Raw genomic sequence first — 15,610 nt, forward strand, 5'->3', positions numbered from 1 at the left:
CCCCGCAAGTCACGAACCGTGACTTACGGGGCTTCCTTTCAATACCTTTTACAACCGGATCTCCGGCACGCGCTCCTCGACGAAGGCGCGGATCGCTTCCGGCGATTCGAGTTCGAGCGCTTCGGCGGCGAGTTGCGCCATGCGCGATTGGTCGAGCTTGCGGATCAGCGCGCGCGCTTGCAGAACCGAACCGGCGCTCATGCTGAATTCCTGCAAGCCGAGGCCGAGCAAGAGCGGCACCGCATGCGGCTGGCCGGCCATCTCGCCGCACATGCCTACCCATTTGCCCTCTGCTCTCGCCGCTTTGATGACGCGTTCGATCAGATGAAGCACAGCCGGCTGCAGCGGATCGTTCAACGCCGTCAGCTTCTCGTTCATCCGGTCGGCCGCGAACGTGTACTGCGTCAGATCGTTCGTGCCGATGCTGAAGAAGTCGACCTCGCTCGCGAACCGGTCCGCGAGCAGCGCGGCTGCCGGAATCTCGATCATGATGCCGCACTCGATCGCTTCGTTGAAGGCGACGCCTTCCGCCCGCAGCTCGTCCTTGCATTGCTCGACGACCGCCTTGGCGGCACGCCATTCCGCCAGCGTTGCGATCATCGGGAACATCACCTTCAGATTGCCATAGGCGCTTGCCCGCAGCACGGCACGCAGCTGCGTCTTGAACAGGTCATGCCGGTCTAGCGAGATCCGAATCGCCCGGTAGCCGAGGAACGGATTGTCTTCCTTCGGCAGATCGAGGATCGGCAGTTCCTTATCGCCGCCGATATCCATCGTGCGGATGACCACCGGCGCATTCGGACCGAACGTCTTCGCGACGCTCACATACGCTTCATATTGCTCGTCTTCGGATGGCAGCGTGTCGCGTCCCATGTAGAGAAACTCGGTGCGGAACAGGCCGACGCCTTCCGCTCCTTTGGCCTTGGCTGCCTCGGCATCGGCTGGCGAGCCGATATTGGCCGCAAGCTCCACATGTACGCCGTCCAGCGAGACGGATTCGGCGCCCATCAACGCTTGCAGTTCTTGCCGCTTCGCCAGATCCGAAGCTCGGCGAGCTTGGTATTGCTCGATCGTCGCCGCATCCGGCTCGACGTGCAGCTCGCCCGTCTCGCCGTCGACGATGACGAACTCGCCGCCTTGCAGCGAAGCAAGCGAGCCACCCATCCCGACGATCGCCGGAATGCCGATCGAGCGGGCAATGATCGCCGAATGCGACGTCCGGCCGCCCTGCAGCGTGACGAAACCTGCTACCGCCTGCGGGTCAAGCGTCGCCGTGTGCGACGGCGTCAAATCCCCCGCTACTAGAATAACCGGCTCACTATTCCCGCTATCTGCAAGCAAGTTCGACCGACCGCTCAGCTTCCCGATAATACGTCCGCATACATCGCGGATATCGGCAGCGCGTTCGCGCAGGTATTCATCTTCCAGACTTTCCAGCATGGCCGCGATTTCATCGCGCGCAACCGCAACAGCGGACTCGGCGCTGAGCAAGTCCTCTTCGATCGCCTGCTTCGCCCGGTCCACGAGTTCCTCGTCCTCCAGGAGCATAAGATGCCCGTCGAAAATCTCCGATTCATGCTCCCTTCCCTTCTCCTTCAGCTCATCGCGCAGCGCGGCGACTTCCGCAGCCGCTTGGCCGATCGCCTCACGCAGACGGGCCAGCTCAGCTGGAGCTGCCGAAGCTTCGATAGATGCAGCCGCCGCCCCTTCCGGCGACGCCTCCTCCATCAGCAGAACTCGTCCAAGCGCGATACCGGGAGAAGCGCCGATTCCGCGGATCTTCATGCTTTTGCACCGTGTCCGTCGATATTCGCGCTTAGAATCGCGCCGATCTCCGCAAGCGCTGCCGCCTCCTGCTCGCCTTCCACGATCAGCGTTACGGCGTCGCCATGCTTTGCGCCAAGCGTCAGCACATTGACGAGGCTCTTCGCGCTGTTCTTCTTACCGTCTTTTTCGACGAAAACTTGCGTATTCGGATATTTCTTCGCCGCCTCGACGATTTGTTTCGCCGGACGAACGTGTAATCCCAGCAGGTTGGCAATTGTGAATGTTTGTTGCATGCTCTCCACTCCTATATCTGTATATATTGGTTCTATCGCCTGACGCGATCTGCCTATTTCATCATTTTCGAAATTTCGTCCTTCAGCCGCTCGGATTGCGTGCCGAAAATAACTTGTACCGCACCCGAGCCAAGACGCATGACGCCGGAAGCGCCAAGACCTTTGAGCGCCGCGTCATTGACCGCTTGCTCGTCTTTCACGACAAGGCGAAGACGGGTAATGCACGCGTCGATGCTCGTAATGTTGTCGGATCCGCCCAGGTTATCCAGCACGTTCGCAGCTTTGTCGCTGAAGCTGCCAGTTCCGGCACTAGTTGCCTTCCCTGTCGATGCTGCTACAGCCGCCGGTTCATCATCCTCGCGCCCAGGCGTCTTCAGGTTCAGCTTTACGATGAGAATGCGGAACAACAGATAGTAGATGACTGCGAATACGAGACCAACCGGAATACTGAGCAACGGCTTCGTTGCGAGCGAGTAGTTCACCGTATAATCGATAAAACCTGCGGAAAAGCCGAAGCCATGCTTCACGCCCATCTCGGCCACAATGTAAGCGGCCGCGCCGCTAAGCAGCGCATGGATAACGAATAGCAATGGAGCGACGAACATGAATGCGAATTCGAGCGGCTCCGTAATTCCCGTCAGGAACGAAGCAATCGCCGTACCGATGAAGATCGACGCGATCGCTTTGCGCTTTTCTTTTTTCGCCGTCTGGATAATGGCAATCGCCGCGGCCGGCAATGCGAACATCATGATCGGGAAGAAGCCGGTCATGAACATCCCTGCCGTTTTGTCGCCTTTGAAGAAGCGGGTCAAGTCGCCGTGCACGACATTGCCTGCCGCGTCCGTGTAATCGCCGATCTGGAACCAGGCGATCGAGTTCAAGACATGGTGCAGACCGAACGGAATGAGCAGGCGGTTCGCAACCGTGAAGATCGCGGCGCCGATGCCGCCGAGGCCGACGATCCAGCGGCCGAACACATCCAGCTGCGTCTGGATCGGACCCCAGATGAGACCGAAAACGATACCGACGAGTACCATCGACACCGAAGTGACGATCGGAACGAAACGTTTGCCTGCGAAGAAGCCGAGCCAATCCGGAAGTTTGATCGTATGATAGCGTTTATACATGAACGAAGCGACGAGACCGGCCAAGATACCGCCCAGGACGCCCATATTCAGCTTCGCGTCCGCGCCGACGATATCCGGGAAGGCGACAGGCACTTTCGTCAGTACCGTGATCAACACCTGGTAAGCGATTACAGCAGCAAGCGCGGCGACCGCGTCGCCGGCAAGGCCGATGGCCACGCCTACCGCGAAGATAAGCGGCAAGTAATCGAAGATCGCGGAGCCGCCCGCGTTCAGGAACGGCGCGATGTACTGGTTCAAGAAACCGCCTACATTGTCGCCCAGGTGAAACTCATTCACATAATCGATGCTGCCGAAGCGAAGCAGCAGCGAAGCCGCCGGAAGCGTTGCAACCGGCAGCATAAGCGCTTTACCAATCCGTTGCAAAAAAGCTAACATGTCGTATCCCCCTAAAATGTGTCTAATGCTCTATCGTTACTTCGCCAATACTGCGTGAATGACCGCATCCTGGCCAGCTGTAACCTTACCTTCCACCACTTCCGTTTCCGTGACCGCTTCGTCTTCGTTGGCGATGACGACCGGCGTGATCAGCGGATAGCCCGCCGTGCGGATTTTCTCGATGTCGAATTCGATCAGCGTCTGACCTGCACGGACTTGATCGCCCATCTGCACGAGACCGTTGAACCCTTCGCCCTTCATCGCGACCGTGTTGATCCCGACGTGTATGAGCAGCTGCAGGCCGGAAGCATGCTCGAGAATGACCGCATGATTCGTATGGATGATATGCGCTACGATCGCGTCGAACGGCGCTACCACTTTGCCGACAGTTGGCTCGATCGCAATGCCTTTGCCCATATGGCCGGCAGCGAATGCCTCGTCCGGAACCTCTGTCAGCGAAACCGCCTTGCCCGTGATCGGAGCTCTAATCGTGAATGTCTCTTTCTTTGCTTTGAACAATTTACCAAACATGTGGCTTACCTCCTGATGGTGGACTCAATCTAGTTGCGCAGTCATCGCGGACTGTGTCTTAACGTTCTGTCGTACTGTCTGTTGTTCTGTTGTGCTATTGCCTCTCGCAGTCAAATTCCCGTTACCGGCGAAGGGAACACCTCAAACAACCGGTACAGGTGAATCGCCAGGAAGCCAATCTCGTCTTCCGTTATCGGCTGACTCAGCTGCTCTTCCATAAGTCCAGCCAGTTCGCGTGCTTGCGCATACGCTTCCGGCATTTGCTGATGGAGCGAATCGAGCAGCGGATTGCTCGCCCGCTTGCCTTGACTGATGCGCTCTACCATATATCGCAGATGCGTAATAAGGCGAATGTAGTCGATACTTTCCCGGGAAATACGAATCGCGCGGCGTTCCTCGATTTTTTCGACAAGCTCGTTCACGAGATTCGTGAATTTCACGATCTGCCCGATCGGAACGTTCGTCACCGCCGAATGGACATGATAGGTCAAGAAGCCGATCTCCTCGTCCGGCACGGCAATGCCGAAGGTGGAGCCGATCAGCTCCGCCGCCTGCCTGGCGATCTCGTATTCGCTCTTGTAGCACATGCGAGTCTCGTACAGGAACGGATTGACGATATCCATGCCGTTGCGCAGGCGATAGATGGCAAACTGAATATGGCTCGGCAGGGCAAAATATATTTTGCGATTCACTAGCTCCCCCAGCTGCGCCGTGATGAGCTGGATAATCGCTTCGGAGATGCGGATCACTTCCGGATCCATATCCCCGAGCAGCGAGTGATACTGCACCATCTCCTTCGGATCATCCAGGCGGAACCGCTTCTCGATCCGCGTATCGCTTGCCAGAATCGTCTCGCCGCTCTTGCCGGCGAATCCGATCCCTTTCCCCATGAGCACGAACTCTTCTTTGGACTGGTCATCCATCACAAGCAGGACGTTATTGTTGATTGCGCGTTCGATTCGCAATGCTGCATCCCTCTTTGTCATCAATGTCATCACCTTGGCTTAGTATGGCAAAAAGGCACAAAAAAGAGCCAAGAAAAAGACTCTGCGCTGCAGAATCGTTCTCTTGGCTCATGCCCTCGGACGAGGTAACACGCCATCCGTATGAATATGTGCTCATCATAACGCAAAGAAAGCGTTACCGTCAACCGACATTTTTCGTGGAAATTTGCACCTCGGGAAGCGTTGTGAACGGTATCCCTTGCTTGCAGCTAACCTGCAGCCGCCCTGGACCAGATCAACCGGGTCGTCTCGTCATCCCGCAGATAGATCGCATCAATCTGATCCCGCAGACCATCCTTCAGATCCACCTCTACCGTGAAGGCATCGCTGCGCGGACCGACAGCCAGGATACTTCCTTGCACCTCAAGTTGCAGCGTGTTCCCTTCCTGATGCGTCTTATAGCCGCGATAATCGTCAGCGCTTGTGACAAATCCGCCAGTAATATAAGCCTCGCCCTGCTGCACGGATACGTCGTGTACCCAAATGACATTCACAGACATGGTATATTCTCTCCCGAACTGCACAGCGGCCATCATTACGCTCGCGGCGACGACAATAACGACCATGAGACTAACCTTGGTTCGTTTCCTCATAAGTGCCAGCTCCAATTTCCATTTTCACCCATTATCGCAAAGCACCTGTTCACTTGCAATCGGACCCTGAGCCTAGCCGCGAAAAAAAAAGCGCCCTCAAGGGGCAATGTCCAAATGACATTGCCCCAATGAGAGCGCCCTGTATTTGCTTATGAAGCCGCATGAACCGGATACGTGATCGTCCTGGCAAGGATATGCTCGACTTCTTCCGCCGGCTTTGGCTTGGCCAGCAAGAAGCCTTGTACCTCGCCGCAGCCATGGTCGCGCAGGAATACGAGCTGCTCCTCCGTCTCGACGCCTTCCGCGCAGACGCTTAAGTGGAGGCTGTGCGCCATCGCGATGATGGCCTTGACGATGGCCGTATCGTCCGGCGATTGGACGAGATTGCGAATGAAGGAGCGGTCGATCTTCAGCACGTCGAGCGGATACTGCCTTAAGTAGCTCAGCGACGAGTAGCCTGTGCCGAAGTCGTCGATCGAGACGGTAATGCCTAGCTCCTTAATCTCGCGCAGCCGTTCCGCGACCGCCTTCTCGTTCTGGCTTGCGACGCTTTCCGTAATCTCGAGCTCCAAATACCGGCCCGGCAGCCCCGTCTCCTCCAGGATAGAGGCAATCTGCTCCACAAGGTGCACTTGCTTGAATTGCAAGAGCGAGAGATTGACGGCCATCCGGATCGGCGGCTTGCCTGCATCGATCCAGCGCTTGGCCTGCTCGCAGGCTTTGCGGAGAATCCGCTCGCCGATCGGCACGATCATGCCCGTCTCCTCCGCCAGCGGGATAAATTCTTGCGGGCTGACCAGTCCATGCTCGGCGCTGTCCCAGCGAATGAGCGCCTCGACGCCTGCGATGGCACCCGTCTTCAGATCGAACCGCGGCTGGTAATGAAGAATGAACTCGTCCTGCTCCAAAGCGCGGTGAAGGCTCTGCTCTAGCTGCATCTCGCGCGATGTCGCCGTACGCAGATTCGGCTCGTAGAAGGAATAGCTGTTCTTGCCAAGCTCTTTCGTCCGGTACATCGCCGCGTCGGCGTTCTTCATGAGGCGATCGACATCCTCGCCATCTTCGGGGTACAGCGCGACCCCGATGCTTGGCGTCACGATCAGATTATGCCCGTCAATCAAGAACGGCGAGCTGGCTTGCAGGATCATCGACTTGGCAATCTGCTCCGCTTCCTCTTTGGTCGTATCCGGCAGCATGACCAGGAACTCGTCGCCCGCGATCCGCGATACAATATCCTCCTTGCGCAAGCAAGTTTGCAGCATCCAGGAGAATTCCCTCAGCAGCCCGTCCCCGATATGGTGGCCCAGCGTATCATTAATCATCTTGAAGCGGTCCAGATCGATGAAGAGCACGGCAGCGTGATGAATCTTCCCCTTCACCTTAGCGAGATGCGCGCTTGCTTGCTCAAGGAACAGATTGCGGTTCGCAAGGCCGGTCAGCTGATCGTAGTACGCCATCCGCCTCATCATCTCCGCCGCCTGCTTCTTCACCGTCACGTCCCGCGCGATCGTCTGGACGACGCCTTTGCCGTTCCATTTGACCAGAATGGACTTGACCTCCAGATCGATGAGCTCGCCGGTCATCTTGTAGCAGCGAATCTCGAGCGGGTCGAGTTCCGCTAACCGATGCGTGGCGGAATGCAGGATCATATCGGCAAACTCGCGGTCTTCCGGGTGCATGAATTCAATGAGGAATCTTCCAGTCAATTCCTCGGGATCACCCGCTCCAAGCGTCTGGGCTGCAGCGTTGTTGACGAATAGAATAATGCCGTTGAGATGAACCAGAATCGGATCCGGCGAGTAATGAATCAGCTTGCGGTAACGTTCCTCGCTCTCGCGCAGCGCCGCATCGACCCGCTTGCGTTCCGTAATATCCCGGATGAAGGCTGCTGCTACGGATGGGCCCGTTTTGCCAATTCGGGTGACCGTAATCTCCATCGGGAAGAACGTCCCGTCCGCCCGCATCCCCGTCGTCTCCAAGCGGCTGTCAAAAACGCTTTCGCTCGGCTGCTTCATGAAACGTTCTATCTCCTCGGCGTAGTCACCGCATAATCCAGAAGAGAACAACAGCTCGCTCATGCGTCTTCCGATCGCCTCGTGCCGGCGGTAGCCGAAAGTTTGCGCCGCAACCGGGTTGAACTCGATGATGACGCCTTTGCTATCGATCATGACGATGCCGTCGCTCGCCGATTCGAGCAGCGATCCGTTCAGCGCATCCTGCTCCACGGCGCGCTGATCCGACACATAAGCGCATATCATCATAATGCCGAGCACCAGCACGGACCAGCCAGCGACGCCGATCGCCACCCAGAAGGAAGGATGCTCCGCCGCTTGCGCAACCTGCTGCATATCCGTTTGCCGTACGCGAATCCCGGACGTGAACACATAATGGATGGCCACGACGAGCCCGCCAACGATGATGCAAGTGCCGAGTTTCAGCACTTTGTACAGCGCGGTTACCCGGGTGCGGAACCTGTAGGCAAGGAGCTGAATGGCCATGCACAGTCCAATTGTCAGGCTGCTGCCTAATGTGATCAACAGCGGATTGTATTGAAGCTGCACGGGCTGCATCGCTTCGATGCCGATAATATGGATTCCGCATACCGCGACCCCCGCAACGAGCCCGGATCCGAGGAGCTGGAAGGGCTTAACGTGGGCTCTGCTCCCTGTCCAGATCGCCCCGATCATGACGATTACCGCAATCACGACCGACAAGAGAACGAGCGGCATGTTATACGCAACGGTCATGTGAGCCGGCCGGTACACCAGCGTGCCGATAAATTGCAGCGCCCATATGGACAAGCCCAATGTGGCGGCCCCTCCGTAAAGCCATGCCGTGCGGATGCGCCCGGTCGTTTGCTGAATTCGCCTCGACAAATCGAGAGCAAGATAAGAGGCGCATAGACCGATGACTAGACATAATCCCACTAAGCCCAAATGATACGTTTCGACAAAATCACTCTGATTCACGTCATATCCACGCTTTCAATTAGTTAATATGGCGCGTTCAAAAAGTCGACCATTCAGCACCGGGAAGGTTGCCGTGAAGGTGAAGAAGGAGGAGCTTAAGTTTAGGCAAACCTAGAATGAGCACCAAACTTCAAGCCTGCACGCAAGACTCGACGTCGGGGAAGTCCCTGATTGGCTTCGATCAAGGGGCGACTTTTTGAACAACTTCTAATAGAAAAGGGAGCCATCCCGATATGGAAGGATAGCTCCCTAGCAAATCGGTAACCTGTCTACCATAGCGTGCTGAAGCGATCAGCTGCCTTAGGCCGCGGCTTTGCGTCCCAATGTTTCCACTGGTTTGCCTTTATCGGAAAAAGTCGAATTAGGTCTGACGATGCACGCAAAAGTTTAATCTTTTAACGCTCTGGATCATTATACCGATGCGCATTTTAGATGTATATAGCATAATTTGTCACTAATTGTCGAAAGTGTGAGGAATTAAAGGAGTTTAGTGGGATGTTATTGCTGAAAAATAGGAAAAACGCTCTCTAATAACGAACATTAGAGAGCGTTCCTCAATGACTACGCGAACGGTGGCTGCCGAAGCGCCTATCGGATGGCTAAGAACCTTCCTCGCCGTACCACAGTTCCCGGAACGATTCGTTACTTTGGAGCAGCTGCTCCGCCGTGCCCTTCGCTTCGATCCGGCCATCCTTCATGACGATAATTTGATCGGCCTGCGCGAGCGCCGCCTTCCTGTGGGAGACGACCAGACAGGTTGCTCCGCCTCTAGCCTCGAACAGCCGCTCCCACAGCTTCCGCTCGGTCTCGACATCCAGCGCGCTCGACAGATCGTCGAACACGTACAGTTTGGCGTCCCGGACGAGCATCCGGGCTGCCGCCGTCCGCTGCGCCTGGCCGCCCGAGAGCTTGACGCCGCGCGGCCCGATGACCGTCTCGAGTCCGTGCTGCAGATGCTCGATGTCGTATTCCATCACCGCCGCATGGATCGCGCGAGGGAGATTGCCGCCTTCTTCTTCGATGCCGAGCAGAATATTGTTGCGCAGCGTATCGCTGTATAGCCGCGGGATCTGCGCCGTATAAGCGCTGCGCGGCGGGATGAAGAACGTTCCCGGATCCTCGATCGCGCGCCCGTTCCAGCGCACCGAGCCTTCTTCGGCGGGCAAGAGGCCGAGGAGCGCGCGGACTAGGGTTGTTTTGCCGGAACCGATCATGCCCGTGACTACATTGAAGGTCCCCCGCTCCAGCGTAATATCGATGCCGGAGATGCCTCTGCCCGTGTCCGGATACCGATAGCCGAGCGCCGCGATGTCCAGGCGTTCCAAAGGTTCGGCTTGGGGCCCACGGTCCGCCTCGGCCCGCTCCGCTTCTTCCCGCTGCCTGCGCTCCTTGCTCGTCAGATCCAGCGGTTCGAAGGCGGTGAGCACCTTCGCCGGCGCCTGCTGCAGCAGGTTGACCATCCGCACCAGCGCGACGCCCATCTGCTTGTAGAACGTCAGGAATTTGCCGAAATTCGTAATGAACTGCGTCACGAAAGTCAGATAGTAGACGAACAGCGCAAAGTCGCCGACGGAGAAGTCTCCGCCCCGCATCTTCTGGCCTGCCAGCAATAGAATAAGTCCTGTTCCGAGATTGACCGAGTTCGAGAAGATCGAGTCGAGCATCTCGCTCATCAGCTTATCCTTCACCATCGTGACGCGACGCTCCTCGCCGAGCTTCCGGAACCGGTCGACGACGCGCTTCTCCGCGCCGGCCACCTGGATGGACTGCACATTGGCGAACATCTCGCTGATCGCTCCCGTTACCTTGGAGGTCGCCTCGCGGCTGGCCGCACGGTATTTCTGAATGCGGGAGGTCGCCAGCTGCGCAGCCGTTACGACGAGCACCAGCGGAAGGAACACGTAGAGCGTCAGCTCGGCATCGATCCCGATCAGAATGAAGCCGGAGACGATGGCGAAGCAAGTCATCCCGAATGCGTCGACCGACCAGCTCACCGCCTCCTCGGTCTGATCCACATCGTCGCGGAAGTGGCTGATCGCTTCGCCGGGCGACACCGGGATCGCCCTCGCCCCGGGCTGTTTCAGCACATGGGCGAGCATGTTGCGGCGCAGCAGCATCCCGATCCGGAAGCGGAACTGCACGTCGGTTATGAAGCCGATATAGATAAGCGCGACCCTCCCGAGCGCGGCTCCGAGCAGCAGGGCGATGATGCCCCCCGTTCCGTAGCTGAGCGTCTGGCTGCCGGAGAGATAATCGAAGAACTCCTTCGTAATCAGGCCAGGGGCGATCGGCGCCAGATAGATTACGGTCCAAGCTACCGCATTGAAGATATAGCGGTAAGGACGATAGGCGATCAGCCGCCATAGGAACGTCATCGTACTCATACCAGCACCTCCTCCATGCCCGTCTTCATCATGCGGCTGAATCTGGAACCCGGTTCGGCCGCAAGCGCCGCGCGCAGCCCTTCTTCCACGATCTCGCCGTCCTCGAGCACGAGAATGCGGTCCGCCCGCTGCACCGTCGCCAGACGATGCGCAATGATGATACAGGTGCGCGCTTCGAGCAGTTTCTGCGTCGCCCGTTCAATCCGTTGCTCGGTGAGCGGGTCCAGACGCGACGAAGCCTCATCCATGATGATCAGTCCCGGATCGCTTAGGAATACCCGGGCAAAAGCAAGCAGCTGCGCCTCGCCGGCAGATAACCCGCCGCCCCCGGAGGCGAGCATCGTATCGAGCCCTTGCGGCAAGGACGCGTACCAGGATCCAAGCCCCAGATCATCGAGCACCTCGGCAATCCGCGCATCGGAGATCTGCTCGTCGTAGAACGTCAAGTTATCCCGCACCGTTCCCTCCATAATCTCGATGCTCTGCGTCACCATCGCCACGCGTGAACGCAGCTCGCTCACCTTCGCGTCTCGAATATCCGTCCCGCCTAGCCGGATCGCTCCTTGCTGCGGATCATAGAATCGCAGCAGCAGCCTCGCCAGCGTGGACTTCCCGCTGCCCGTCCGCCCGAGTAGGCCGAGCACCTCGCCCGGCGCGAGCCTGAAATCAAGCTGTCTCAGCGTCGGCTTGCCTTCAGCCCCCTCATAACTGAACGACACATCGCTCAGCTCGACGGACAGCGGACCGCTGCCGATCGGCGTGCCCGGCCCGTCGGCGATGAGCGATTTCATCTCGAACAGCTCGTTGATCCGGACGATGCTCGCGTCAGCCTTTTGCAGATCCTCCAGTTGGGTACGGATTTTCTCGATCGGCTTGGCCAGCAGCTCGGTGTAGTAGAAGATCAGGTAGACCGTGCCGAGCGACACTTCGCCTTGGTGCCACAAGTAAGCGCTGACGCCGAAGGCAAGCGCGTTGCCGAGCGCGAAGATTACGATCGTCGCATTCCACATCGTCGCGAACCCGAGAAACGCCTTCACGCGCACGGGCAGCATTCGGCCCACCAGGCCGTAGAACCGCCGCATGACGTACCCGGACGCGCCGTTGGCCCGGATATCCTCCGTTCCTTCCAGCTGCTCGCCGACGAACCCGTAGAATTCGGCGTTGACTTGCCGCCAACTGCTCCATATCGGCACGGCGAATTTGCGGATCCACTGAATGATGAAGATCGCGAACACCGCGAACAGCGTCATGCCAAGGCCGATCATCCAATTCTCCCGATAGAGCAGCGCGATAATGCCCGCGATGAGCAGCACATTGCCCGCCAAGTGGATAATCATGCTCGAGAAGAAGTTCGCAAGCGCATTCACATCGCCGTCCACCCGTTCGATGATCGCTCCGGAAGTGTGCGATTTATGGAAATTCATATCGAGCGTCAAGCAATGCTCCGCCAGATCGCCGCGCAGCTTGTTCGTCGTCCGCCAGGCGACGTTCTCGCTCATAAAGGTGGCGATGACCGACACGATCTGCTGCACCAGCGAGAACGCGATGAACAGCCCTGCCGCATAATAAAGCGGCGTCATGGACCCTTGCCCTTGCGCCGTATCGATAAAATAACGGATGATCTGCGGATTGACCAGCTGGAGGGCGATCGAAGCGAAGAGCAGCGCCGTCAGCCCGATCAACGCGCCGCGCTGCGGCAGCAAGTAGCGCCGCATTAAAGCCGCATAGTGCGATATGGAAACCTTCGATTTCTGAAGCTTCATAGGCCCCTCCTGTTTGAGATGGATTCCACCAGATTATCACAGCATCCGAGCGGCGTTAAGCGTTTTAATCAAAATTTCCCATAATTAAATACGAGTCCTTGCAACAATCCAATTTAGCTTCTCGTTTACCTTAATATGGAATTCGTATTATAGATTGTATCGATACAGAGGGGGACTTGCCCATGCTACAACGGCTATTGCGTCCATGGTTCCTGCTGCTTATCGCAGCTTGCCTTCTGTTCGGCTGCAGCGCATGCGGCCAGCAGACATCAACTACCCGCTTCACGGCTGCTGACGTGAGCACCAGCCAGGTGCAAGCGCATAACGCCTTTGCGCTGCGGCTGGCCGAGAAGCTGGTCGCCGCTGATGGACAGAACCATCTGATCTCCCCGCTCAGCATCTCGCTCGCCCTCTCCATGGCGGCAAGCGGAGCATCGGGCGCGACTCAGGCCGAGATGCTTCGGACGCTTGCAGCAAGCGGCCTGTCGGCGGAGGACATGGACCGCGGCAGCGAAGTGCTGATGGAGCTGCTAGAAGCAAGCGACTCGGATACTACCGTCCAGATCGCCAATTCCCTATGGGCCGATGAAGGTACGCCGCTTCGCGAGCCTTACGTGTCTCGCATGCAGCAGTATTATGCGGCTCCCGTGAAGCAGTTGGAATTCGGCGATGAGCAAGAAGCGGTCGACACGATGAACCGCTGGGTGAGCAAGCAGACGGGAGGAAAAATACCGACGATCATCGAGCAGCTCAGCGACGAGTCTACAGCGGTGCTGATCAACGCGATCTCCTTCCAGGGCAAGTGGAGCGAGCCCTTCGAGAAGTCGCAGACCCGGGAAGTGCCGGTCTACTTGAGCAAAGACCGTTCCGTAGCCGTTCCGATGATGAAGCAAACGGAGACGTTCCCCTACAAGCAGGAAAGCAGCTTCCAGGCGATCGAGCTGCCCTACGGCAACGGGAACTGGCACATGACGATCGTGCTGCCGGCGGCCGGTAAGGATCTCGCCGCCCTGCTGCCCGAGCTGCTCGCCGACCCGTCCTTGTGGCAAGATGGTCTCTCCGATGCATTCGGCACAGTCGAGCTGCCGCGGTTCACTGCGCAATCGTCGTTCAAGCTGAAGGAGACGCTCAAGCAACTTGGCATGGTGCATCCCTTCGACCGGAGCCAAGCGGATTTCTCCGGCATGGCGGAAGACGGAGCGAGCTACTTTATCCAGGAGGTGCTGCACAAGACGTTCATTCAGGTCGACGAGCAAGGGACGGAAGCGGCAGCTGCCACTGCCATCATGACGGATACGGGAAGTGCGCCCGCGGAACCTTTTGCCATGAAGATCGACCGGCCCTTCTTCTATGCCATTGAGGAGGCCACCACAGGCACGCTGGTGTTCCTCGGCACGATGGCCGATCCGTCCGCGCCTTGAGTGCGCTCGGGTCGGGCGCTCCTCTTCGGGTCGGTTTACCTGTCCATGCGGCGGGTAATGAGAACTGACGAAAGGAGGCTTGGACCGATGGCCAATACGTATCCGCAACAAGGCAGCCCCGCCAAGGGGAACGCCGGTCAAGCCGGAAAGTCCGGCTTGAACCGCTCGAACGCGCCGAGCAAGAACGACAGTTTCAAGACGCGCGCATGGAATTTTGCCCAGAGCCTGTACTGCCGCTTCCAAGACGACGAGGTGCCGGCAATGGGGGCTCAGTTGACCTATTATCTCATTCTAGCTTTCTTCCCTTTTCTTATTTTTATCATCGCGGTGCTCAGCTTCGCGGATCTGACGGTGAGGGACGTCATCGACGGCATACGGCTGGTGCTGCCCGAGATGTCGACCACGACGATCGCGGAGGCATTCGAAGAGATTCAAGACTCCCGCAGCGGTTCGCTCCTATCCTTCGGTCTGCTCGTGACATTATGGTCGGCCTCTAACGGGATCGGAGCGGTCATGAAAGCTCTTAACAAAGCCTATGACGTCGAGGAATCGCGTCCGTTCTGGAAGGTCAAAGGCCTCGCGCTGCTGTTCACCGTCGTCTTGGCGCTGGTCATCGTCTCGAGCATGGTCATGCTCATCTTCGGGCGCGTCATCGGCGATCATCTGTACCGTTGGACGCAGCTGCCCGGCAATATCGATATCATCTGGAGCATTGCGCAGTTCGTGCTGCCGCTCATCATTATGGTCATCGTCTTCGCCATGCTGTACATGTTCGCGCCGAATCTGCATCTGAAGTTCAAGGAAGTGCTGCCCGGCGCGATCTTCGCCACGGTCGGCTGGATCGTGACGTCGCTGGCGTTCTCCTTCTACGTGAGCAATTTCAGCAACTATTCCAAAACCTATGGCAGCATCGGCGGCATTATCGTGCTGCTGACCTGGCTTTACCTCTCCAGCATCGTGATCGTCCTTGGCGGGGAGATCAACGCGGTCCGGCACTTCGATAGGACCGGCCAGGCCAAAGCGCCGTGCAAGCCGTTCGCGCTCCATTTGCCTTTTATGAAAAAGAAAAAAGAAACGTAAGACGCTTAGGCAGCCGCTAGCAGTATCGCTGCCCTATCGAAGAACAACTGTAACCGCTGACGGCTATCGGGCCCGGCGGTTTCTTCCTGTTTGAGCCCATATTGCGCACCATTGTTGGCATGACGATTCATCCCCGGGTCGTAGTCTTCATCCGTCTTAAGGTCCGCTATTCCCGGTCCCCAGGTCCCGCGCATATTTCATCCCGGGGACGGTTCAATCTCTGCTCTCTATCATCTACCATAAAGTGGTAATTACCCCCTTGAGGAGAAGGAGAGATTATCT

12 protein-coding genes and 1 riboswitch are annotated in these 15,610 nt (G+C 57.7%); of the genes, 2 read left to right on the top strand and 10 right to left on the bottom strand.

The window, feature by feature from the left end:
* Nucleotides 1-48 precede the first annotated feature (48 nt).
* The 9 genes from ptsP to FHS18_RS03150 all read right to left on the bottom strand — a co-directional run bounded on the left by ptsP (nt 49) and on the right by FHS18_RS03150 (nt 12,827).
* A complete protein-coding gene (ptsP, locus tag FHS18_RS03110; RefSeq protein WP_183596850.1) occupies nt 49-1,785 on the bottom strand; it encodes a phosphoenolpyruvate--protein phosphotransferase in 1,737 nt (578 codons plus the stop codon).
* Nucleotides 1,782-2,060 carry an HPr family phosphocarrier protein gene (locus FHS18_RS03115; RefSeq protein ID WP_183596852.1) on the bottom strand — a complete coding sequence of 93 codons (279 nt, stop codon included), beginning with the start codon at nt 2,058-2,060 and terminating at the stop codon, nt 1,782-1,784. Before FHS18_RS03115 ends, ptsP begins: the two co-directional genes overlap by 4 nt.
* Nucleotides 2,061-2,113: 53 nt before the next feature.
* The gene (gene nagE, locus FHS18_RS03120) at nt 2,114-3,583 is read right to left on the bottom strand and encodes an N-acetylglucosamine-specific PTS transporter subunit IIBC (protein ID WP_183596854.1); all 1,470 of its coding nucleotides are present in this window, start codon (nt 3,581-3,583) and stop codon (nt 2,114-2,116) included.
* A 36-nt stretch (nt 3,584-3,619) separates the two neighbouring features.
* Entirely contained in the window at nt 3,620-4,114 is a 495-nt protein-coding gene (locus FHS18_RS03125) for a PTS sugar transporter subunit IIA (RefSeq protein ID WP_183596856.1), read from the bottom strand.
* A gap of 110 nt (nt 4,115-4,224) precedes the next feature.
* Nucleotides 4,225-5,100 carry a PRD domain-containing protein gene (locus FHS18_RS03130; RefSeq protein ID WP_183596858.1) on the bottom strand — a complete coding sequence of 292 codons (876 nt, stop codon included), beginning with the start codon at nt 5,098-5,100 and terminating at the stop codon, nt 4,225-4,227.
* 227 nt (nt 5,101-5,327) lie between these two features.
* Nucleotides 5,328-5,711 (bottom strand): hypothetical protein, encoded by a 384-nt coding sequence (locus FHS18_RS03135; protein ID WP_183596860.1) that lies wholly within the window; start codon nt 5,709-5,711, stop codon nt 5,328-5,330.
* Nucleotides 5,712-5,860: 149 nt separating this feature from the next.
* Nucleotides 5,861-8,518: a bifunctional diguanylate cyclase/phosphodiesterase gene (locus FHS18_RS03140; protein WP_183596862.1), complete on the bottom strand. Its 2,658-nt coding sequence runs from the start codon at nt 8,516-8,518 to the stop codon at nt 5,861-5,863.
* A gap of 418 nt (nt 8,519-8,936) precedes the next feature.
* A riboswitch (cyclic di-GMP riboswitch) is annotated at nt 8,937-9,032 on the bottom strand.
* 247 nt (nt 9,033-9,279) lie between these two features.
* Nucleotides 9,280-11,064 carry an ABC transporter ATP-binding protein gene (locus tag FHS18_RS03145; RefSeq protein WP_183596864.1) on the bottom strand — a complete coding sequence of 595 codons (1,785 nt, stop codon included), beginning with the start codon at nt 11,062-11,064 and terminating at the stop codon, nt 9,280-9,282.
* Nucleotides 11,061-12,827 carry an ABC transporter ATP-binding protein gene (locus FHS18_RS03150; protein ID WP_183596866.1) on the bottom strand — a complete coding sequence of 589 codons (1,767 nt, stop codon included), beginning with the start codon at nt 12,825-12,827 and terminating at the stop codon, nt 11,061-11,063. Before FHS18_RS03150 ends, FHS18_RS03145 begins: the two co-directional genes overlap by 4 nt.
* Nucleotides 12,828-13,009: 182 nt before the next feature.
* Here FHS18_RS03150 and FHS18_RS03155 point away from each other — a divergent pair, with 182 nt between their 5' ends.
* Entirely contained in the window at nt 13,010-14,248 is a 1,239-nt protein-coding gene (locus FHS18_RS03155; RefSeq protein WP_183596868.1) for a serpin family protein, read from the top strand.
* 87 nt (nt 14,249-14,335) lie between these two features.
* Nucleotides 14,336-15,328 (top strand): YihY/virulence factor BrkB family protein, encoded by a 993-nt coding sequence (locus tag FHS18_RS03160; protein ID WP_183596870.1) that lies wholly within the window; start codon nt 14,336-14,338, stop codon nt 15,326-15,328.
* Nucleotides 15,329-15,333: 5 nt separating this feature from the next.
* On the opposite strand, the gene FHS18_RS03165 is transcribed toward FHS18_RS03160, so the two are convergent.
* A complete protein-coding gene (locus FHS18_RS03165) occupies nt 15,334-15,522 on the bottom strand; it encodes a hypothetical protein (protein WP_183596872.1) in 189 nt (62 codons plus the stop codon).
* Nucleotides 15,523-15,610 lie beyond the last annotated feature (88 nt).

Source organism: Paenibacillus phyllosphaerae (assembly GCF_014192105.1).
Taxonomy (GTDB): Bacteria; Bacillota; Bacilli; order Paenibacillales; family Paenibacillaceae; genus Paenibacillus_Z; species Paenibacillus_Z phyllosphaerae.